This is a genomic window from Paraburkholderia lycopersici (assembly GCF_900096975.1).
In the GTDB taxonomy this organism is placed as follows: domain Bacteria; phylum Pseudomonadota; class Gammaproteobacteria; order Burkholderiales; family Burkholderiaceae; genus Paraburkholderia; species Paraburkholderia lycopersici.
Genome location: NZ_FMYQ01000007.1, coordinates 208,839 through 229,899 on the forward strand (window position 1 = coordinate 208,839; position 21,061 = coordinate 229,899).

The window sequence follows — 21,061 nt, forward strand, 5'->3', positions numbered from 1 at the left end:
CGTGCCGGCCGCAGCGGCCGCACGGTGGTGGCGCGTGCGAGCGCGGCGCTACGCGTGCAGCATGAGCTTCTGCACGCGCCAGTTCAGCAGTTCGGCAACGAAGAGCACGTCTTTCGCGGGACACGCCATTTCATGGATCCAGCCGAACTGCTTCGGCTGCTTGCCCGATTCGCCGAGCACGCCGAGCACTGCGCCGTCGAGCGTGAGCTTGTAGATACGCCCAGGGTAAGCGTCGGCGCTGTAGAGCACCTGGTCCGGGCTGGGCGAAATGCAGATCGCCCATGGCGAACCGGGCGCGAACGTGCCGGCCGCGATCGTCGCCTCGTCGGGTACATGGCCGATGGCCGGACGCGCGCCTGACGGCACCGGCACGTCGATCGTGAACTGACGCAGGAACTTGCCGTCCGTGTCGAACACCTGAATGCGCCGATTGCTTCGGTCTGCGACATAAATGCGATCCTGCGCGTCCACCGCAATGCTGTGGGGCGTGTGGAACTGCCCCGGCCCCTTGCCGCGATCACCCCAGGACTTGAGCCAGTTGCCGTCCTTGTCGACCTTCGCCACGCGCGAGTTGATGTAGCCATCGCTGATGTACGTGTTTCCGGCCGCGTCCCACGCCACGTCGGTGACCTGCCGAAAGCGTCCGGGCTCGGCGGGCAACGGCGGGTCGGGGTGCCTGAGCGGCGCCGTTTCCTCGTCGGCCGCTTCCTGCTTGCGGCCGAACACCATCGCCACGCGGCCTTCCGGCGTGAACTTGATGACCATGTCCGAGCCTTTGTCCGTCACCCAGATGTTGTCCTGACGATCGATCTTGACGGTATGGGCAAACGACCACGCATACAGGTTGCGTCCGATCTCCCTGACGAACCGTCCATCGGCTGAAAACTCGAGCAGCTGCGCGGCTGCGGCGCCGTAGGCCGGGCCCGTGCTGTTGGCGCGCGAGAGCACGAAAATGTGCCCGTGCGAATTGACCGCGACGCCGGAGCACTCGCCGAAATACATGTCCACCGGCAAACGCACGGGGTCGGCAATGGAATCGTAAGCAATGGACGGAACCGGCTGCGCTTGCGCAAAGGCGGGCGTGGCGGCGAGTGCAGCCGTCGCCGCGAGGAACTGGCGGCGCGTGAAAGCGCCCTGCAACAGACCGCCGCAGCATGGGCAGCCGATGGAATGTAGCGGGCTCATGGGACTTTCCTCCTGTGCTTCGTAGGCAGTGGTTACAGTTGTGCATTGCGTTCCGGCGCGTCGGGCGTCTGCCCGAACGCGCCGTGCCGTCCGCTGCCGGTAGCAAGATGCGTTCCCCGAAATGTTCATTCCCGCAGCGGGCCGCGAGAAGGGTCGTTGATCGCGTGAAGCGGTGTGAAGCGGGCTCTCGTTCGATCCGGCACCCTAAAGAATCCGCGCGCACAACCGTTACCGCAGTAATCGAGTGGAGGTTTACCGAACCGGAAGTCGCTTCGCCAACCAGGGTCGCCCATGAGCCAAACGCCGAACACGCTGCCTCACTCCGGATTCGATAACGGCATGCTGCCGCGTTCGCAGCAGTTTTCCGCGTGGCGCGAGGCGGTGAGCGTCATCTTCGACACGCAAACCGCCGAGTCGCGCGACGCGGGTTTCGGGACCAGCGTGAGCGGCTATCTGTTCGGCGACGTGGTGCTGGGGTCGATACGCACCGGCGCGCAGCGCTACGATCGGTCGAGTGCGAAAATCGGCCGTGACGGCCACGATCAGTATGTTTTGCAGTTCTATCTAGGTGGCAGTTGCCGCGCGCGCGACGGCGGCGCGCACGCGTGCACGCAGCCGGGCGACATGTTCATCGTCGATGCGGCCCAGCCGCTCGCCACCGAAACCACACGAAGCGAGTTTCTGAATCTGGCGGTGCCGCGGCGTTTGCTGGCCCCCTTGCTGAACGCGCCCGACCAGCAGAGCATGCGCGTGATTCGCGGCGCCGACCCCACAGTCGCGCTGTTTCGCGAGCATCTGGTCGCGCTTCTCCGGCACGCCCCTCAGATGACGCTCGCGAACGCGCAGGCCATCATGCCCGCTACGCTGCAGCTCGCGGCTTCGGCGCTCAACGCGAGCGTGAGTCCGGAACACGCGCCGGCGGTTCAGCAGTGTGCCTTCGTGTCGATTTGCCGTCATGTGGAGAAGCGCCTGACCGATCCGCAGTTGAGCGCGGAGCAGGTCGCGCGCGCGTTCGGCATTTCGCGCGCCACGCTGTACCGGCTTTTCGAGCCGGAAGGCGGATTCGCGACGTACGTGCGCGAGCGCCGCCTGCGCCGCTGCCGTGCGATGCTCGCCGACCCGGCGCGACGCGACATGCCGATCGCGGACATCGCCGCCGCACACGGCTTTGCCGATGCCGCGAACTTCACGCGTGCGTTCCGCCGCTCGATTGGCCTTTCGCCGCGCGCGGTGCGCATGCTGGCGCTCAACGGCCGTGCCGGGCAGAGGGAAGACGCGGCGGGAGACGACTGGCGCTACTGGATGGCGCTGATGCGTTGAGCATGAATCACGCGGTTCGTGCAAGCCGCCGTGAGACAAAACAACAAATTTTTGAGACGTAGGGACAGATTGTTGTGCCGCTCGTCCCGATTCATTGCCCCGTCATGCGCGGCCTGCAAAGATGCAGACGCCTGCGGGATCCAGGCATACGGGGGAACAATGAAAAAGAACCTGAAAAAGCCGCGCCAGGGCGGCCTGTACTACCACGAATCGGCGTATTCGCTCGAACTTGCGCGCGGCGCGTCGCATATCGCCAGCATGCTTTCGGCAGCGACGCAGGAAGCCGCCGTGCAGGAAGTTTTGCAGGAGTTCGTCGCGGCACACGGCACGCCGACGCTCGAGGCGTTTTGCTGGCTGCTGGCCGAGCGGCTCGAAAAGCGCGGCTGCGCGGTGGGCGCGATGAAAGCCCGAGGCTTCGACGCCGCCTGCCTGGCGCAGGAACTGGCCTGCGCGGGCTGAGTCGCGCCCCGACGATGCCGGCGATCCCGCCTCCGAAAATGCATTCGGATTCCTGCGGAATGGCGTCTTTTTACCTGCGGCGGCGCGGTTCGCTTTAGCTGCGTCCCGAATGCCTCACGCGCTTGATGACGAGCACGCAGAGCGCGGGCAGATGCACGATGCCCATCCCGCTTGCGATCACGGCCCACGGCGGCGCGACGGTTCCGGACAGCATGGCGCTGACGACGCCAAAGCAAAGGCCGACCAGCAGCAGGACGGCGTGCGCGACGAGGCGCTTCGAGCCGGGCGCCGTGAAGCGCGGAAGGTTCGCGTGGACATACACCACGATCAGCAGGGCGACGGTGGCAACGGCGGGAAACAGCATGTTCGGATCCTCTGGTCCAACGATGACGGGAGGCGCGCCACGGCGGAAGCGCTGCGCGAGGTGCGTCTGGGGTCTTCGACTGTAGTGGAGGATTGCCCTTGCGTCGATGGCCGTCGAATCGCGCGAGCCCTAGCACCAGACCACGCTGTCGTACGCGACGGTGCGGCGATAAACGTTCTTGCCGCGCCAGCTGGAAAACTCCATGTACGCGCATTCCAGCACCAGAATCCAGTTCGTCACTCGCATCGCCGTTCCCCGTTGTTCGTTCGACTGCGAGGCCAGTCTACGGTGTGCTCGCGCGCGACAATGCGGCGAGCAGGGCACGATATCGCGCGCAGTTCACCGCATTGCCGGGCCATCGGAGCGGCGTTTGCGAGGCGCGCGGCGCGAGCGCGAAGTCGAACGTGGCACGCCATGGCGTGGCGCCGTGCGCGACGCGCAACGCGACTCGAAGTCGGGTCGCGAACCGCATGCGGATTGTGCGCCCTTCGCCGCGAACCGCGCCGCGCGCGCATCGACGAGTCGCCATGACGGCCGCTGCGACGAGCGCATCGCGTCCGGAGCGGGACTCGCGTTCCTTAACCCGGTGGGTGGCGCTGGGGCGTGACGGGATCGACCGCGGCCCAGTACGGCTCGGCACCGTAGTAGGCGTGCAGCGTGCTGCCCCAGGTCGCGTCGGCCATGGAGGGCCAACTGTCCCTGTCGAAGCCCGGCGCCTCTTTCACGCGCTCGGACGAGACGTTGAGCAGGAAACACTTGCGGCTCGTATCCAGCATGAGCGCGCTCCACGGAATGGCAAGCAGCTTGTCGCCGATGCCGAGAAAGCCGCCGCTCGACATCACGGCGTAGGCTACGCGGCCGCTTTGCACGTCGAGCATGATTTCCTTGATCCTGCCGACTTCCTGGCCGTCCGAGCTGAGCACGCGGTCGCTGTCGAGCGTGCTGGCCGCCATGACGTCGGGGCCCGGCCCCGCGGCGCTCACGCGGCCCTTCCCGACGATGCGCGCGCCGTTTCCCGTCGGCATGGGGGGAGGAGTGAAGGTGGGCATGATGGTCTCCTTGATGGAGGGAACAACGTTGAGTCAGGCCAGACTCCCGGCGATTCCCATGTCATGCGGCAGGCGATGCCGCGGCGGTGCTGGCCGCCATAAGGCTGCTGCAGCAAGCCGCGTACCGCGGGCCGGCGGCCTGCTTTTCGGGGCTTGAACGATACTTTCGAAACCCTGACCAATCGTTCAAATGCACAATGAGATTCGGATATCGAATCAATTTGGACGAAGAGGTGGACAGGGCGAGATGCGCAACGCATGCGGCTCGGTAGCGGCGTGCAAGGAGCGGTTGCGCCGCGCAGACAGTCTGTCGGCTGCGACGATCCGCATATCGAACGTTCGTGCTGTTCATGTGCGGGTGCCCACCGGCGCAGTGCCCGTTGAACCGCCTGGCGTCGCGCGCGTTTTTGCCGCAGCGAATCTGCGCTTCAGTTTTCGCCGTGCGAGGCCGATAACCCACTGACGAGGCGCGCCGGTGCGCAAAGCGCCACGCAATCGTTTTCTGTTCTGGCGAGACCCACGCAATGATCACAGCCCCGCTTCCTCTGGACGAGGACGCCCGCCTTCGGGCGCTGCGGCAACTCGACATACTCGATACCGATCCCGAAGAAGCATTCGACCGCATCTCGCGGCTCGCGGCCTTCGCTTTCGGCATGCCGATCGTGCTGATCTCGCTCGTCGACGAAAAACGCCAGTGGTTCAAATCGCATCACGGGCTCGAAGCCTGCGAAACGCCGCGCAGCGTGTCGTTCTGTGCGCACGCCGTGCTCAGCAAACGCATGCTCGTGGTCGAAGATGCGCTCGACGACGAGCGCTTTCTCGACAATCCGCTCGTGACCGGCGCGCCGAACATCCGCTTCTATGCGGGCTCGCCGCTGCGGCTGAACGACGGTCAGGTGGTCGGCACACTCTGCCTGATCGACTCGCAGCCGCGCACGTTCGACGACGCTCAGGGCGCCATGCTTGCGGAATTCGCGCGCCTCGTGGAGCGCGAGCTCGAGCTTCGCCGGCAACTGATCCGCGCGCGCACGGCGCACGAACGCGACCGCCGATCGCTCGCGATCAGCGAGGCGCGCTTCCGAACCGTGTTCCAGCGAACGCCGATCGGCAAGGCCGTGGTCGATCTCGACGGCCGCTTTCTCGACGTGAACCAGACGTTCTCGGAGATCATCGGCTACGACGAGAGCGAACTGCGCGAGCGCACGTTCATGTCGGTCACGCACCCGGCCGACGTCGCCGCCGATCTCGCGCTTTGCGCGGAACTGGTTGCGGGCCGCCAGGCGTCGTATGCGATCGAAAAGCGCTATCTGCGTCCCGACGGCGGGACCGTGTGGGTCAATCTCGCCGTCTCGCTCGTGCGCGACGTGTCGGGCGCGCCGCTGCATTTCATCGCGGCGATGCAGGACATCAGCAGCCGCAAGAAGAGCGAGGAGGCGCTGCGCAACTATCACGTCGAGCTCGAGGAGCGCGTGCGCGAGCGCACGGCGGAGCTGCGGCGCAGCCGCGACGCGCTGCAGACCATCACCGACAATCTGCCCGCGCTGATAGCGGTGGTCGATCGCGATCTTCGCTATCAGTTCAACAACGAGACGTTTCGCCGGGTCTTTGGCGTCGACCCCGCGGCGCTGCGCGGACGCAGCCTGAGCGAGATGCTGCGCCCGGAAATATTCGAGCAGTTGCAGCCGCTCTTCGCACGCGCGCTGGCCGGCGAGCGCGTGAGTTGCGACGAGGTGCGCTACATGGCGGACGCCGACCGCATCTGGTCGGCCACCTACATTCCGGCCAAGCGCGACGGCAAGGTGACCGGCTTCTACATCATGGCGCACGACGTGACCGAGCAGCATCTCAGCGAGCAGCGTCTGCGCGAAAGCGCGCTCGTCGACCCGCTCACGGGGCTCGCCAACCGGCGCGCGCTGCAGGACGCGCTGTCCGAACTGCGCGCGGGCGGCGAGCCCTTCGCGCTCTTCTTCATCGACATGGACGGCTTCAAGGCCGTCAACGACCGCTACGGCCACGACGTGGGCGACGCGTTGCTCAAGGAGATCGCGGACAGGATCGCCGCCACGGTGCGCACGGGCGACGTGGTGAGCCGCCTGGGCGGCGACGAATTCGTCGTGGCGAGCCGCGGCGTGGACGACGCGCGCACCGGCGAGCGCATCGCGGCCGCGATTTGCCGCGAGGTGTCGAAGGCGTTCGTCATTGCGGGGCGCGTAATCGAGACGAGCGCGAGCGTGGGGGTGGTGCTGGCCGGCGCCGCGGGGGCGGCGAGCGTCATGGGCGCGGCGAGCATGGTGCTCTCGACCGGGGCGGAGAACAAGGCGCTGGCCGACGACCCGCTCTGTCTTGCGGACGCCGCGATGTACGAGGCCAAGCGCGCCGGGCGCAATACCTGGCGTATCGCGCCGAGCGCCGAGATGATGGCGGCGATGGACGTGTGACGTGCGGCTAGCCGCACGTCCCGCCAGGCGTCGCCGAGCGCACGGGCGGCGCTGCCGCTGGCACACGGCGCTCCATGCCGTTCATCCCGTGAGATTTTCCTCGAGCCGGTCGAACACGCGTTGCGTCGCGCCGCGCGCGTGCAGCGCGAACAGCAGCAGAGAACGGCCCGTCACCTGGTAGACATCACCGGCTTCGAATTCGGGCAGCTCGTCGCGCACGGGCATATTCGTGTCGATGAGGCAGCTCCATTGAGCGTTGCCGGGTACCGTGGGCAGCGTGAAATCCACCACGTCGTGATAGGCGTTGAACACGATGAGCATGGTCGCGTCGGAGGCGAGTCGCATGATGCCGCTCGTCTGCGACCGTCCATCGATCAGCATGCCGAAGCAACGCATGGCCGGGTCGTTCCATTGCTCCGTTGCGAGCGGCACGCCTGCGGGCGAGAGCCATTCGACATCGGTGACGTCGAGCGCTTCGTTGTGCTCGCCAATGAGAAATCGGTTGCGCCGCAGCACCGGCAGGGCGTGGCGCAGCGCGGTGAGCTTGCGAACGAACTCGGCGAGCGCGCGGCCCGAGTCGTCAATGCCTTCCCAGTCCACCCAGCTAACTTCGTTATCCTGACAGTACGCATTGTTGTTCCCGCGTTGCGTGCGGCCGAACTCGTCGCCTGCCAGCAGCATCGGCGTGCCTTGCGAAAGCAGCAGCGTGGCGAGGAAGTTGCGCTTCTGCCGCTCGCGCAGCGCCCGGATTTCCGGGGCGTCGGTCGGGCCTTCGGCGCCGCAGTTCCATGAGAGGTTTTCACCATGTCCGTCGCGGTTCGCTTCGCCGTTGGCCTCGTTATGGCGCTCGTTGTAGGAAACGAGATCGTGCAGCGTGAAGCCGTCGTGCGCCGTGACGAAGTTCACGCTCGACCAGGGCCGCCGTCCGCGCCGGTTGAAGCTGTCGCCCGAGGCGCACAGGCGCGTGGCGAGGTCGGGGGCCTTGCCTTCGTCGCCCTTCCACCAGGCGCGCGTGGTGTCGCGAAAGCGGTCGTTCCATTCGGCCCAGCCAGGCGGGAAGCCGCCCACCTGGTAGCCGCCCGGCCCGCAGTCCCACGGTTCGGCAATGAGCTTCACGCTCGCGAGGATCGGGTCCTGGCGGCAACTGTCGAGAAAGCCGCCGCCTTCGTCGAAGCCGTACGGCTCGCGCCCGAGGATCGTCGCGAGGTCGAAGCGAAAGCCGTCCACGCCCATTTCGAGCACCCAGTAGCGCAGGCTGTCGGTGACCATCTGCAGCACGCGCGGATGCGAAAGATTGAGCGTGTTGCCCGTGCCGGTGTCGTTGATGTAGTAGCGGCGGTCGTCGGGAAGCCGGTAGTACGAAGCATTGTCGATGCCTCGGAACGAGAGCGTCGGGCCCAGTTCGCTGCCTTCGGCAGTGTGGTTGTAGACCACGTCGAGTATGACTTCGAGCCCTGCCTGGTGGAAGCGGTCCACCATGTTCTTGAACTCGTCGATCGAGCCGTGCGCGCCCACCGAATAGCGCGGATCCGGCGCGAAAAAGCCGATCGTGTTGTAGCCCCAGTAGTTCGTGAGGCCGCGCTCGAGCAGGTGCGAATCGTTCACGAAGGTGTGCACGGGCAGCAACTCGACGCTGGTGACGCCCAGCCCGCGAATGTATTCGAGCACCGGTGTTTGCGCGAGCCCCGCGAAGGTGCCGCGCTCCTCGGGCGGGACCTCGGGATGGCGGATCGTGTAGCCGCGCACATGCGTCTCGTAGACGATCGTGCGCTCGCGCGGTACGCGCTCGCGCAGCGGGTGATGCCAGGCGAAGGTCTGATCGACCACGCGACAGCGCGGCACGTAGCGCGCGCTGTCGCGTGTGTCGAAGGAGAGGTCGCCGTCGGGGCTGCCGATCGTATAGCCGAACACGGCCGGATGCCAGCGTAGCGCGCCCACGTGCGCCTTCGCATAGGGATCGAGCAGCAGCTTGTTCGGATTGAATCGATGGCCGGCCTGGGGTTCGTAGGGCCCGTGTACGCGATACCCGTAGATCGCGCCCGGTTCGAGATCGGGCAGGTACACGTGCCAGACTTCGTCGGTGTATTCGGGCAGCGCGATGCGCTCCAGTTCGCGCACGCCGCTCCTGTCGAAGAGACAGAGCTCGACCTTTGTCGCGTTTGCGGAGAAGAGCGCGAAATTCACGCCGCGGCCGTTCCAGGTCGCGCCGAGCGGATACGGCTGTCCTTCTACGATACGGGTAGCGGTTTTCTTCTTCATGGCTCGACGGTTGGGACGCAGTGGCGTGGGCGCGCGCGAGCACATGCGCGCGAAGGCGTGGGCATTTCTGAAGCAAGGTCCGGGCCCGATGCGCGCGCTCGGGCGCGCCGCCGGCCCCAGGGAAGGAGAAGGCCGCGGGAAGCAGCGCGCGCGGGGCCTGGCGGCATTTTTACATCTGCATATTCCAGCGCGGGTCGCGGCTTCGTTGGTGGCCGGTGCGCGGCGCGCACTGCGAACCGGTAGCTTTGGCGCAGCGCGTGTGCGGTTTTACCGGCGCGGCCGCGCCAGGTTTGCGTGCGGCGCTTACTTCACCGTCTGCACCACTTCGAAACCTTCGAATTCGGGATGGCCGAGATAGACCGGACGGTTCGCGCCGCCCGCATTGCCCGCATTGCGATGGGCCGCGCGAAAGGCTTCGGAGCGCGTCCACTCGTCGAAGTGCGCGTGGCTCGCCCAGATCGTGTGGCTCGCGTAGAGCACGTGGTCTTCGCGCTGCGGTCCCTTGAGCAGATGAAATTCGATGAAGCCCGGCACCTCTTTCAGGTGCGTGTCGCGGGTTGCCCAGACTTCCTCGAATGCGGCCTCGGAGCCCAATGCGACCTTGAAGCGGTTCATGGCGATATACATGCGGCGTTCCTCTTTGCGTACCAAAATCCAAAATGCGCGGCGGCGGGACGGGGAGTGCGCGGCCCCGGCCGCCGCCGGTTCGATTGCCGATTATAGGAGTTTCGCAGGAGTGCCTTGATCGCCCTGGCGGGCGCGCGCTACAAGCTCACGCCCGCCACGGTTAGGGGCGGCAACGTGGCATATACCGGGCGCGCGCCGACTTTCCACGAACTGTACGCGACCGGCGCGCGCCGCCTCGCGGGCGCAACCAGTTGGCTGGCGTATCGGCGCGGCGATAATCCCACGCATCAGGACGTGCGTTATGCGAGTTCCGTGGTGCGCGATATCGCGCCCGAAGGCGGGCGCAGCGTGATGGCCGGTTTGCGTACGACGTTCCAGGGCGTCATCCCGCTCTTGCAGTGGCGGCCGCGGGCTGCGCCGCCGCGCTCGGCGGTTGCCCGGTCTGCCGGCGCGAGCGGCCGGAACTCAGATAGTCGGCGATCGAATCCTGCGTGATTTCACCCGCGTAGGCGCCTTCGGGGTCGAGCACCGGCATCCAGGCGGCGCGGAACTGGTACATCTTCGAGAGCACGACGCGCAGGTTGTCGTCGACGGAAACGGTTGCCGGGAACGGCGTGATGCGCTCGCCGCACACGCCCTGCGCTCCGCGTGCCGCGCGGCGCGCCACGAAGCCGAGCGCACGACGCGCGTCGTCGAGCACGGTGAGGTAGCGGCAATCGGATTCGTCCATGGCGGCGAACGCTTGCGCGAGCGGCGTCTCCATACGCGCGGTTTCCGGTTGCGTGGCCGCGTCGCCTGCCTTCACGAGCAGCAGGCGCTTGAGCGTGCTGTCCTGGCCCACGAACTGCGCGACGAAGTCGTCGTGCGGGCGCGCGAGCAGCGTGTCGGGGTGATCGTATTGCACGAGCTTGCCGCGCCGGAACACCGCGATGCGGTCGCCGAGCTTGATCGCTTCGTCGATGTCGTGACTCACCATGATGACGGTCTTTTTCAGTTGCCGCTGCATCTGGAAGAACTCGTTCTGAATGGACTCGCGATTGATCGGATCGACCGCGCCGAACGGTTCGTCCATGAGCAGCACGGGAGGATCGGCGGCCAGCGCGCGAATCACGCCGATGCGCTGCTGCTGTCCGCCCGAAAGCTCGCGCGGATAGCGCTTGAGATAGCGCTTCGGGTCGAGCGCGACCATCGACATCAGTTCGGCGGCGCGCCCGGCGCAACGCTTCTTGTCCCAGCCGAGCAGGCGCGGCACGACCGTGATGTTCTCTTCGATCGTCATGTTCGGAAAGAGACCGATCTGCTGGATCACGTAGCCGATATGGCGGCGCAGATCCACTTCGTTCAGTCCCGTGGTGTCCTCGCCGTGGATGAGCACGCGCCCCGAGGTCGGCTCGATCAGGCGGTTGATCATCTTGAGCGTGGTGGTCTTGCCGCAGCCCGAGGGGCCGAGGAACACGCAGATTTCGCCTTCGTCCACCGAAAGGCTCACCGCGTCGACGGCGCGCACGGCCTGGCCGTCTTTTTGCGTGAAGGTCTTCGTGAGCTGGTCGAGTTCGATCATGTCTTCTGTACTCCTTTCGGTGTCAATGCGCGTTGCAGCCTCTGCAGCAACAGGTCGGCGACGATCGCGAGCACGCTCACGAGCACGGCGCCCACGAGCAGCTTCATCATGCTGCTCTGGCCGATGGCGCGAACGATGAGCGTACCGAGCCCGCCCGCGCCGATCACGGCGGCAATCGTCATCACGCCGATGTTCATCACGACCGCCGTGCGCACGCCCGCGAGAATCACGGGCACGGCAAGCGGGAGGTCGACGAGGCGCAGGCGCTGCCACGAGGTCATGCCGATGCCGGTGCCGGCTTCCTTGATGCCCGCGTCCACGTTGCGCAGCGCGAGGTAGGTGTTGCGCATGATGGGCAGCAGCGAGTAGAGGAACACGGCGGTGATGGCGGGCACCGCGCCGATGCCCTGGCCAAAGCGCGAGAACACCGGAATCATCAGGCCGAAGAGGGCAATGGAAGGCAGCGTGAGGATCACGGTCGCGAGGCCGAGCAGGGGCGCCGCGAGCCAGTCGTGGCGGCTGATGAGCACGCCGAGCGGCACGCCTGCCGCGATCGCGCAGCCCACGGCGATGCCCACGAGGTAGACGTGCTGCAGCGTGAGTTGCAGCAGCTCGGGCCAGCTCGAAGCGAGATAGTCGAATACGTTCATGCGGCCTCCATCAAGGGAGCGGATGTGTGCGCAGGAACTGCGCCGCGACTTCCCGGGCGGACTTGCCGTCCAGGTCGACGGCCTTGTTCATGTCCTGCATCACGTCGTTGTTGAGGGCGGCGGAAAGCGCGTTGAGCTGCGCGGCCAGCCCGGGATTGTGTTCGAGCGCTTCCTTGCGTACGACGGGCGTGGCGTTGTATGGCGGGAAGAAGTGCTTGTCGTCTTCGAGCGGCACGATGCCGAAGCCTTTCACGCGGCCATCGGTGGTGTAGACGAGACCGATCTTCAACTGGTTGTTGTGCAGCGCCGTGTAGACGAGGCCGGGGTCCATCTGCTTCATCTGCGAGCGGCGGAAGCTCATGTCGTAGGTGGCGAGCAGCGGCTTGAGGCCGTCCGGGCGATTCGCGAATTCGGCGTCCATGCCGAACACGTAGCGCGTGGCGTCAGGGTCGCTCTTCAACGTTTGCGCGAGCTGCGAGACCGTGGTTATGCCCCGTTCCTGCGCGAATCTGCCTGGCACGCCTAACGCATAGGTGTCGTTGAGCGGCGAGGCGTCGAGCCATACGAGACCGCGCGGTGCGTCGAGCGCCTTCACGCGCTCATACATGGCCTCGGGCGAGAGCTTTTCCTGGAGCTTGTCGTAGACGAGCGCCGCGGTGCCCGTGTAGTCCCACACGAGATCGAACTGGCCGTTTTCGAGCGCGCTGCGCATGAGCGTGCTGCCGAGTCCCGAGCGCACTTCGACGGCATAGCCGCGCGAGCGAAGGTATTGCGCCGTGACTTCGGCGAGCACGTATTGCTCGGTGAAGTTTTTCGCGCCCAGCACGAGCTTTTGCTGCGCGAATGCGTTCGTGGCGGCCGCCACGAACGCTGTGCCGACCAGGCATGCCCGAACGAAGCGGCCTAGCCGCTTGCATGGCGACGTGAGCATCATGCGAGCCCTCCGTGACGCGAGAGCCACTGGCGGCTGCCTGCCGCGACCATGCCGTCGAGCACGAGCGCAAGCGCGGCCGTGAACGCAGCGCCGAGCAGCAGCAAGGGTTGATCGTTCAGATAGATGCCCGGAAAAATTAGCGAGCCGAGGCTGTCCGCGCCGATCAGATAGGCGAGCGGCGCAGTGCCCACGTTGATCGCGAGCGCCGTGCGTACCCCGCCGACGATGATGGGCAGCGCATTGGGCAATTCGACGCGCGTGAGCGACTGCCAGCTCGTCATGCCGATGCCGCGCGCCGCTTCACGCAGCGCGGCGGGCACGTTCTTCACGCCTTCGCAGGTATTGCGCGTGATGGGCAGCAGCGAGGCGAGAAACAGCGCGACCACGGCGGGGGCGTCGCCGATGCCGAACACGCCGAGCGCGATGGCGAGCACCGCGAGCGATGGAATCGTATTGCCCACGTTGAAGATCTGCATGAAGCGTTCGGCCTGGCGCGTAAAGCGCGGCCGGCTGAGCAGCACGCCCGCCGGCACGCCGATGGCGACGGCGAGCGCCATCGAATAGCCGACGAGCAGCAGATGCCGCCCGGTGTAGTAAGCGAGATCGCCTGCATGGTTGCGCCAGGTATCGGCGCCGATGGCGCGCGATAGTGCCCACGCGATCAGGGCAAGGGCGATGAGGCTGCCCGCGAGCAGGGCAGAGCGTCGAGTCATGAAGATGCGCCTCCTTGTTTCGATGCCGCGGGCGCGTGGCCGCGCGGCGGGGACGCCTGAGAGCATGCTCGAGGCGCCGCTAAGGAAGTTCGTGATCCCGGCACCGGCATGGCCGCGATTTGAACTGACGGAAACAGCTTGCCGCCCGCGCACGATGGCTACGTGGCGGCAGTCGCAAGAACGCGCTTGCGCGTTCTTCTGGTTGTCATGTTCAGCTCAGCGGCGTCGAGCACATCGATGCGCGCTGAAGCAGGGTACCGTCTGAGGACGGCATGGATGCGCAAGGGCTTGAGCCGCTACGCGAGGGCCGGAGGCCCGCTTGAGTGGCGATCGCGACGCGGCGGTCCTTCATGGTGGACCTTGCATCTCGACTCGCCGGAGAACAACCTGGTTGTGATCGAAACGAGATCAGTATAGGGCATTCGATTAGGGGCGTCTACCTTGGGGTAGCAATCGTGAATTCACTTATGACGTTAAACTGGGTTCGATATGTCATTTCCGGAAATTGATAAGGTTTCCTGATTAGTAAGATCGGTATATTTTCCCAATTTATAAAAAAGTAGCGGAACAGTAGGGCCTTCTTGCTGCATGCGCCTTAAGCCTCGTTTAAGAAAGCCCAATTACTTTCGCACGTTCATTCATCGACATCTGTCGATGCCATTTCAAAAGCGTTGCAGGGGCCAGTGCTCTTGTACTCTGCAATCCGGCATGCGATTCATGGCTTTACGTGCAATAGCGGCGTCCCCGGGCTTCGCGGGAAAACTTGTCGTCGTGTCCGCAATCGGTTTGATGAGCGCGGTCTGGCTCGTGCACAGACCCGCTGGCCCAGGTTCAGATGATTCGTTATCCGAAACGGCAAGCGTGACCCCAGCGGCTTCGGCCGATGTCGCTGCGTCGCAGCCCGTGGCGGCCAGCGCGCCGCCTGAGCGCGCACCGGCATTTCGTGTGGAAACCGCCGTGATCGACCATGGCTTCGCCGAGGCAGCGCAGCGACTTGGCGTCGACGCGGCGACGACCGCGCGGCTCGCGCATGCATTCGACGGACGGCTCGACCTGCAGCGCGGCAGCGAAATCCGCTTCGTTTTTCGTGATGACGCGCGCGCCGGGACGACGCGAGACAAACAATCTTCGAGCGGCACGCCTGTCGCGATCCGCGTCTCCACGGGCAAGGTCTCGCACGATCTCTTCCTGTATCGCAATCTCGCGGGCAAGGCCTTCTATTATTCGGCCGACGGGCACGCCGCCGCGCCATCGTTCTCGCGCTATCCGCTGAAATTCTCGCGAGTTTCCTCGCACTTCGCGTTGCGCCGGCTCGATCCCGTCACGCATCGCATCCAGCCGCACGAGGGCGTCGATCTCGCGGCGCCGGCCGGCACGCCCGTTCACGCGACCGCGCGCGGCACGGTGACGTTCGCCGGCTGGGAGACGGGCTACGGCAAGGTCGTGAAGCTCGAAAACTTCGGCCCGTACTCGACGACTTTTGCGCATCTCTCGCGCTTCGCGAAGCATCTGAAGGCAGGGCAGGCGGTACACAGGGGGCAGGTGATCGGCTACGTGGGCGCGACGGGCTGGGCGACCGGTCCCCATCTGCACTACGAGGTGCACGTGGACCAGATCGCGCAGGATCCGCTCACCGTCGACCTGCCGCATCGCGATCCGCTGCAGGGCGAGGACAAGCAGCGCTTCGCGCAGCAGGTCGAGCACATGGACCCGCTGCTGTAGCTGCGCCCGGGGGCGGATGCCGCGAGGCACGGCGCGAACGGCCGCCGCAGCGCTCGTTCGAAGCGCGGCCGAGGTTTGCCGAATTTCGATAACAGGTCGATTAATGACCCAATAGCATGGTTCCACTCCCGAGGCGGCCAAGGCCGGCCGCCCGGGCCACACAGAGGGAGAGAACCATGCAACGCGAGTCGAACGCACGCCCCGCAACGGGCAGCAAGGCAGGCGAGCCGGCGCTCAAGCAGACGCTCGGCACGTGGCAGTTGTGGGGCATCGCAGTCGGCCTCGTGATTTCCGGCGAATATTTCGGCTGGAGCTATGGCTGGGCCAGCGCAGGCACGCTTGGCTTCGTCGTCACAGCGCTTTTCGTGGCGGCCATGTACGCCACGTTCATCTTCAGTTTCACCGAGCTGACGACCTCCATCCCGCATGCGGGTGGACCCTTCGCCTACGCGCGCCGCGCGTTCGGGCCCACGGGCGGCTATCTCGCGGGCGCGGCCACGCTCGTCGAATTCGTGTTCGCGCCGCCCGCCATCGCGCTCGCGATCGGTGCGTACCTGCACGTGCAGTTTCCCGGGCTGGAACCGAAGCATGCGGCCATGGGCGCCTATCTCGTGTTCATGGCGCTCAACATCGTGGGCGTTCAGATCGCGGCGACCTTCGAACTGATCGTCACGTTGCTCGCCATCTTCGAACTGCTCGTGTTCATGGGCGTGGTGTCGCCGGGCTTTGCGTGGTCCAACTTTCTCAAGGGCGGCTGGTCGGGCAGCGATCACTTCTCGCCTGGCGCTTTTCACGGCATGTTCGCCGCCATCCCGTTCGCGATCTGGTTCTTCCTCGCGATCGAAGGCGTCGCCATGGCCGCGGAGGAAGCGAAGAACCCGCGCCGCTCCATTCCCATCGCCTATGTGGCCGGCATTCTTACGCTCGTCGCGCTTGCCGTCGGCGTGATGGTGTTCGCGGGCGGCGCCGGCGACTGGACGAAGCTCGCCAATATCAACGACCCGCTGCCGCAGGCCATGAAGTTCATCGTGGGCGAGCACAGCGGCTGGATGCACATGCTCGTGTGGCTCGGGCTCTTCGGTCTCGTGGCCTCGTTTCACGGCATCATCCTCGGCTATTCGCGGCAGATTTTCGCGCTCGCCCGCGAAGGATATCTGCCCGCGTGGCTCGCGAAGATCCATCCGCGCTTCAAGACGCCCTATCGCGCGATTCTCGCGGGCGGCGTGGTCGGCATCGCGGCGATCTACAGCGACGAGCTGATCCAGTTCGGCGGCCAGACGCTCACGGCCAACATCGTCACGATGTCGGTGTTCGGCGCGATCGTGATGTACATTGTGAGCATGGCGGCGCTCTTCAAGCTGCGTCGCGCGCAGCCGGCAATGGACCGGCCGTTCCGTGCGCCGCTGTACCCGTTTTTCCCGGCATTCGCGCTCGTGGCGGCGCTCGTGTGCCTTGGCACCATGGTGTATTTCAATGCGCTCGTCGCGGCCGTGTTCGTAGCGTTTCTCGCGCTCGGCTATGCGTATTTCCTTGCCACGCGCACCCAGCGCGAGGCCATCCCGGATGAGGCGCTGCTCGAGGAGTGAGCCGCTGGTTTTGCAGGAGTCCATCGCATGAACTATACGGAGACGATCGGCGCGCGCACCTACCGCTTCGCGGACCTCAGGACGCTGCTTGCCAAGGCAAGCCCGCTGCGCGCCGGCGACCAGCTCGCGGGCGTGGCGGCGGCGAGCGAGGAGGAGCGCGTCGCCGCGAAAATGGCGCTTGCCGCGGTGCCGCTCAAGGCGTTCCTCTCGGAGGCCCTGATCCCCTACGAGGATGACGAGGTCACGCGCCTCATCGTCGACGGCCACGACGCAGCGGCGTTCGCCGCCGTTTCGCACCTCACGGTGGGCGACTTTCGCGACTGGCTGCTTTCGGGCGCCGCGCATACCGAAGCGCTCGAGCGTCTCGCGCCGGGCCTCACGGCCGAGATGGTCGCGGCGGTGTCGAAGCTCATGCGCAATCAGGACCTGATCGCGGTGGCGAAAAAGCGCCCCGTGGTCACGCGCTTTCGCAATACCGTCGGCTTGCCGGGGCGCATGTCGGTGCGTCTGCAGCCGAACCATCCCACGGACGACGTGAAGGGCATCGCCGCCTCGATGCTCGACGGCCTGATGTACGGCTGCGGCGACGCGATGATCGGCATCAATCCGGCAACGGACAGTCTCGCGGCCATCGTCAAGCTGCTCACGATGATCGACGGCTTTCGCGAGCGCTACCGCGTGCCCACGCAGTCGTGCGTGCTCACGCACGTCACCAACACGATCGCGGCGATCGAAAAAGGCGCGCCGGTCGATCTCGTATTCCAGTCGATTGCGGGTACCGAAAAAGCGAACGCGAGCTTCGGCATTTCGCTCGCGCTGCTCGCCGAGGCGCGCGAGGCGGCGCTGGCGCTCGGGCGCGGCACGGTGGGCGACAACCTCATGTACTTCGAGACGGGGCAGGGCAGCGCGCTCTCGGCGAACGCGCATCACGGCGTGGACCAGCAAACGTGCGAGGTGCGAGCTTATGCGGTCGCGCGCAAATTCGAGCCGTTCCTCGTCAATACGGTGGTGGGTTTCATCGGCCCCGAGTACCTGTATGACGGAAAGCAGATCATCCGCGCGGGCCTCGAAGATCATTTCTGCGGCAAGCTGCTGGGCGTGCCCATGGGTTGCGACATCTGTTACACGAATCACGCGGAAGCCGACCAGGACGACATGGACACGTTGCTCACGCTGCTCGGCGCGGCGGGCATCAACTTCATCATGGGCATTCCGGGCGCCGACGACGTGATGCTCAACTACCAGAGCACGTCGTTTCACGACGCGCTCTACGTGCGCGACCTGCTCGGACTGCGCCGCGCGCCGGAGTTCGAGGAGTGGCTGGAGACGATGGAGATTGCCGACGCGAAAGGCGCGTTGCTGCCTGGCTCGGCACGCGTGCCGCTGCTCGCGGGCGCGCACGAATGGATGGGGATCGACGCATGAGCGACGCTGTCGAAAAGAACCCGTGGGGCGGCCTGAAGGCGTTCACGAACGCGCGCATTGCGCTCGGGCGCGCGGGCAATGGTTTGCCGACCGCGCCGCTGCTGGCCTTCAATTTGTCGCACGCCCAGGCGCGCGATGCCGTACATCAACCGCTCGACGCCGAAGCGTTGCGGCGCGCGCTCGAAGCGGAGGGTTTCGCCACGCTCGGCGTTCAGAGCGCCGCGCCGGACCGCCAGCACTATCTGCGCAGGCCGGATCTCGGGCGGCGTTTGTCCGAGGCGAGCCGGGTCGCGCTGGCCGGCTCGATGGAGCTAGCGGGTTCGGCGGGCTTGGTGGGGGCGGCGGGCTTGCTCAGGGGCGAGCCGCCCGACGTCGTGTTCGTGATCGGCGACGGTCTTTCGGCGTTCGCCGCCGCAAAGCAGGCCGTGCCGCTGTTGCTCGCCGCGCGTGCGCGCCTGGCGGGCTGGCGCATCGGCCCTGTGGTCGTCGCGCGGCAGGCCCGCGTGGCGCTCGGCGACGAGATTGGCGAGCTGCTGGGCGCGAAGCTCGTGGCGATGCTGATCGGCGAGCGGCCCGGACTCAGCTCGCCCGACAGTCTCGGTGTCTATCTCACCTATGCGCCGAAGGTGGGCTGCCATGATGCGCAGCGCAACTGCATCTCCAATGTGCGGCCCGAAGGCCTGTCCTATGAGGCCGCCGCGCACAAGCTCCATTACCTCCTCACGCATGCCCGGCGGCTCGGGTTGACCGGCGTCGGGCTGAAAGACGACAGCGACGCGACGCTGCCTGCGGGCGCGCAGGGCGGGAAGCTCACGGCGGCGTGAGCGTGCGGTATGCCCCGGCATCCGGCACGACATGCGATGCGCCGCGCCGGCGCGCACCTGGGTTGTGCATCCGTGGCGACGAATTGCGGTCGTGGCGCAGCGGGCCGCGCCGCGTCGTCTTGGCCTTTCCGCATACCGTTCGCGCTGGCGCGACTCTTGCGTCATGCAACGTCCGATCAAAGCAGGCGCGTGCTGGGAGGCAACAATGAACGATACGGCTGAGCGCGGCGAGGCCACGGCCGACGAAACGCAACGCAACGCCCAGGGCGCGGCGATTCCGGTGGGCCGCCCCGTTATCAGCGTTGCGCACGACGCCGACGAGCAGGCGCGCAACCTCGTTGGCTGGCGGCAGACTTACGACCAGCTCGCGGCGGGGCGTTTCGTCGGCACGCTCACGGAGCTGCCGCTCGACACCATGAAGGTGTTTCGCGAGAGCACGAGCCACACGCTGCGCCAGGCGTGCGAGGTGCGCGGCGACGCGTACTGGTTCGGCATTCCGGTTGCGCGCGAAGGCGGGGTGCGCATCGACTCACAGCCTGTCGGGGCGGGGGCGTTCGCGCTGCGCCCTGGCAACGTCGAGTTCGAACTGCTCACGCCGGCGCAATTCTCGATTTACGGCGTCGTCGTGCGCGGCGACGTGCTGCGGCGCTATGCGGCCTCGGTCGAGCGCACTTCGATTCAGGAAAGTCTGCCGGGCGCCTCCGTCGTGGAAGCCGGAGCGGCGCGCATCGAGCGTCTTCGCGCGCTCCTCGCGAGTCGTCTCGACGAGGACCACGCGCGGGCCCCGGCGTCGAATGCGCCGCTTTCGGATTTCGAGCGCAACGAAATGCAGGCGGAAGTGCTCGCCGCGCTCTTCGAGGTCTTGACGGGAAGCGGCGAGCCGGTCGTCGAATCCAGCTCGCGGCGCCGCTGGATCGTTGCGCAGGCGCGCGATTACGTGCTCGCGCATCGCACGCGGCCGGTTGGCGTGCCGGAGCTTTGCGAGCAGTTGCACGTGAGCCGGCGCACGCTCCAGTACTGCTTTCATGACGTGCTGGGCATGGCGCCCGCAACCTACCTGCGCGCGCTGCGCCTGAACGGCGCGCGCCGCGACCTGTGCGGCCGGGCAGCCGGTTCGGTGCAGGACGTGGCCGCCGCCTGGGGCTTCTGGCATCTAAGCCAGTTCGCCACCGACTACCGGCGCATGTTCGGCATGCGGCCTTCGGAGGCGCTACGCGCCGCTGGGAATCGCTGATCGCGCGGCAAGTTCTGAAATCTCGCGCTTCATTGTCGGGAAGCGTATTGAGTTTGCTTCCGGCACGAAAAGCGCAACGCATTTATTTCGAATGACGTGGCCGTGCGCGACTCTTCCTGGGGGTATCCTTGATCGGGGTTTGCCTCCAGGTGGATAGATGAATACCTTCGTCATGAACGACAGGGGACACACCCTTCGTTATCAGGATCTATATTCCACGAAGAACGCCTTGGGGCCGCTTGTTTTCATTCACGGATTGGGATGTGCGTCGAGCAGCGACTACCCGCCGGTAGCAGCCTCCGGCCCATACCCTGAATGCAGATCGATTCTTGTCGATCTCATGGGCGCGGGTTTTAGCGACAAGCCAGCGGACGGAAAATATGCCTCGGATGCGCAAGCGGCTGTGCTCTCGAGTTTCATCGTCGGGCAGCATGTTACGGAGGTAAGGTTATTCGGCCATAGCGCTGGAGCGTTCATTGCCTTGAAGCTGGCAAAATACCTGCCGGTCCCGGTCGATACCCTGATCCTGTGCGCGCCCGGACTCACCGACTATGGCATTTCGATGTTGTCGGGAATCACGTCGATGAGCGAAGCTCAATTTGTCAACGGCGGTTTTCACTACAGCCGTAGTTATTGTTTCGTATACTAAGTTAGTACTACTACTGTGTATATGGCTATGAAAGAGATCGCTAAAGCATGGGAACGTGAACT

The 21,061-nt window shown here is 65.8% G+C and carries 18 protein-coding genes; 9 read left to right on the forward strand and 9 right to left on the reverse strand.

Going from position 1 to position 21,061, the window contains the following annotated elements:
• Positions 1-48: 48 nt before the first annotated feature.
• Positions 49-1,185, reverse strand: a complete 1,137-nt coding sequence (locus BLU17_RS10705) for a peptidyl-alpha-hydroxyglycine alpha-amidating lyase family protein (RefSeq protein WP_091996701.1) — start codon at positions 1,183-1,185, stop codon at positions 49-51.
• A 291-nt stretch (positions 1,186-1,476) separates the two neighbouring features.
• Between BLU17_RS10705 and BLU17_RS10710 the strand changes: the two genes are divergently transcribed.
• Both BLU17_RS10710 and BLU17_RS10715 read left to right on the forward strand, forming a co-directional pair.
• Positions 1,477-2,505, forward strand: a complete 1,029-nt coding sequence (locus tag BLU17_RS10710) for a helix-turn-helix domain-containing protein (RefSeq protein ID WP_091996702.1) — start codon at positions 1,477-1,479, stop codon at positions 2,503-2,505.
• A 159-nt stretch (positions 2,506-2,664) separates the two neighbouring features.
• Complete coding sequence (locus tag BLU17_RS10715; RefSeq protein ID WP_091996703.1) at positions 2,665-2,964, forward strand: hypothetical protein; 300 nt, start codon at positions 2,665-2,667, stop codon at positions 2,962-2,964.
• 94 nt (positions 2,965-3,058) lie between these two features.
• On the opposite strand, the gene BLU17_RS10720 is transcribed toward BLU17_RS10715, so the two are convergent.
• Entirely contained in the window at positions 3,059-3,328 is a 270-nt protein-coding gene (locus BLU17_RS10720) for a hypothetical protein (protein ID WP_091996704.1), read from the reverse strand.
• Positions 3,329-3,906: 578 nt separating this feature from the next.
• Positions 3,907-4,377: a PRC-barrel domain-containing protein gene (locus BLU17_RS10725; RefSeq protein ID WP_245746796.1), complete on the reverse strand. Its 471-nt coding sequence runs from the start codon at positions 4,375-4,377 to the stop codon at positions 3,907-3,909.
• Positions 4,378-4,901: 524 nt separating this feature from the next.
• Between BLU17_RS10725 and BLU17_RS10730 the strand changes: the two genes are divergently transcribed.
• Positions 4,902-6,815, forward strand: coding sequence for a PAS domain S-box protein (locus BLU17_RS10730; RefSeq protein ID WP_091996706.1), 1,914 nt, complete (start codon positions 4,902-4,904; stop codon positions 6,813-6,815).
• 81 nt (positions 6,816-6,896) lie between these two features.
• Here BLU17_RS10730 and glgX read toward each other — a convergent pair whose 3' ends face one another.
• The 6 genes from glgX to BLU17_RS10765 all read right to left on the reverse strand — a co-directional run bounded on the left by glgX (position 6,897) and on the right by BLU17_RS10765 (position 13,559).
• Positions 6,897-9,074, reverse strand: a complete 2,178-nt coding sequence (glgX, locus tag BLU17_RS10735) for a glycogen debranching protein GlgX (protein WP_091996707.1) — start codon at positions 9,072-9,074, stop codon at positions 6,897-6,899.
• A gap of 303 nt (positions 9,075-9,377) precedes the next feature.
• Positions 9,378-9,701 (reverse strand): heme-degrading protein HmuQ, encoded by a 324-nt coding sequence (gene hmuQ, locus BLU17_RS10740; protein ID WP_091996708.1) that lies wholly within the window; start codon positions 9,699-9,701, stop codon positions 9,378-9,380.
• Between the two features lie 382 nt (positions 9,702-10,083).
• The gene (locus BLU17_RS10750; protein ID WP_091996710.1) at positions 10,084-11,262 is read right to left on the reverse strand and encodes an osmoprotectant ABC transporter ATP-binding protein OsmV; all 1,179 of its coding nucleotides are present in this window, start codon (positions 11,260-11,262) and stop codon (positions 10,084-10,086) included.
• The gene (locus BLU17_RS10755; protein WP_091996711.1) at positions 11,259-11,912 is read right to left on the reverse strand and encodes an ABC transporter permease; all 654 of its coding nucleotides are present in this window, start codon (positions 11,910-11,912) and stop codon (positions 11,259-11,261) included. The genes BLU17_RS10750 and BLU17_RS10755 overlap by 4 nt, the downstream gene beginning before the upstream one ends.
• A gap of 10 nt (positions 11,913-11,922) precedes the next feature.
• Positions 11,923-12,843: a glycine betaine ABC transporter substrate-binding protein gene (locus BLU17_RS10760; RefSeq protein WP_091996732.1), complete on the reverse strand. Its 921-nt coding sequence runs from the start codon at positions 12,841-12,843 to the stop codon at positions 11,923-11,925.
• Positions 12,843-13,559, reverse strand: a complete 717-nt coding sequence (locus BLU17_RS10765) for an ABC transporter permease (RefSeq protein ID WP_091996712.1) — start codon at positions 13,557-13,559, stop codon at positions 12,843-12,845. The genes BLU17_RS10760 and BLU17_RS10765 overlap by 1 nt, the downstream gene beginning before the upstream one ends.
• 861 nt (positions 13,560-14,420) lie before the next feature.
• Between BLU17_RS10765 and BLU17_RS10770 the strand changes: the two genes are divergently transcribed.
• The 6 genes from BLU17_RS10770 to BLU17_RS10795 all read left to right on the forward strand — a co-directional run bounded on the left by BLU17_RS10770 (position 14,421) and on the right by BLU17_RS10795 (position 20,999).
• Positions 14,421-15,281, forward strand: coding sequence for a peptidoglycan DD-metalloendopeptidase family protein (locus tag BLU17_RS10770; RefSeq protein WP_245746797.1), 861 nt, complete (start codon positions 14,421-14,423; stop codon positions 15,279-15,281).
• 176 nt (positions 15,282-15,457) lie between these two features.
• Positions 15,458-16,867, forward strand: a complete 1,410-nt coding sequence (gene eat / locus BLU17_RS10775; RefSeq protein WP_091996714.1) for an ethanolamine permease — start codon at positions 15,458-15,460, stop codon at positions 16,865-16,867.
• 27 nt (positions 16,868-16,894) lie between these two features.
• The gene (locus BLU17_RS10780) at positions 16,895-18,292 is read left to right on the forward strand and encodes an ethanolamine ammonia-lyase subunit EutB (protein WP_091996715.1); all 1,398 of its coding nucleotides are present in this window, start codon (positions 16,895-16,897) and stop codon (positions 18,290-18,292) included.
• The gene (eutC, locus tag BLU17_RS10785) at positions 18,289-19,116 is read left to right on the forward strand and encodes an ethanolamine ammonia-lyase subunit EutC (RefSeq protein WP_091996716.1); all 828 of its coding nucleotides are present in this window, start codon (positions 18,289-18,291) and stop codon (positions 19,114-19,116) included. Before BLU17_RS10780 ends, eutC begins: the two co-directional genes overlap by 4 nt.
• A gap of 205 nt (positions 19,117-19,321) precedes the next feature.
• The gene (locus BLU17_RS10790; RefSeq protein ID WP_091996717.1) at positions 19,322-20,350 is read left to right on the forward strand and encodes a helix-turn-helix domain-containing protein; all 1,029 of its coding nucleotides are present in this window, start codon (positions 19,322-19,324) and stop codon (positions 20,348-20,350) included.
• A 157-nt stretch (positions 20,351-20,507) separates the two neighbouring features.
• Positions 20,508-20,999, forward strand: coding sequence for an alpha/beta fold hydrolase (locus tag BLU17_RS10795; RefSeq protein ID WP_091996718.1), 492 nt, complete (start codon positions 20,508-20,510; stop codon positions 20,997-20,999).
• Positions 21,000-21,061 lie beyond the last annotated feature (62 nt).